At 35.3% G+C, this 292-nt stretch carries 1 protein-coding gene; it reads right to left on the bottom strand.

Annotated elements, in window-relative coordinates; genetic code table 11:
* Positions 1–292: Rib/alpha-like domain-containing protein (locus tag HMPREF2603_RS09105; RefSeq protein WP_148130474.1), on the bottom strand; the 292-nt coding region annotated here is incomplete at both ends.

Raw genomic sequence — 292 nt, forward strand, 5'->3', positions numbered from 1 at the left:
GTTACTGGTACTTCATATTCACCTGGAACTTTACCATCAGGGATTAATGCTGGATTATCTACTGTTACTTTTGGTTGGTTACCTTCTGTTGGATAATCAGGTACAGTTACTTGATTTACGATTTCGTTTACAGTTGTTGGTTGATTATATGGTTTTTCAATATCTTTAGATACTGGTTCATATTTATCATTTTCTGGTTGTGGTGTTACAACAACTTTAACTGTTACATGATCTTTTGTGCCATCTGGATATGTCACCGTTACTGGTACTTCATATTCACCTGGAACTTTGC

It is taken from the genome of Staphylococcus sp. HMSC055C03, assembly GCF_001809385.1.
In the GTDB taxonomy this organism is placed as follows: Bacteria; Bacillota; Bacilli; order Staphylococcales; family Staphylococcaceae; genus Staphylococcus; species Staphylococcus simulans.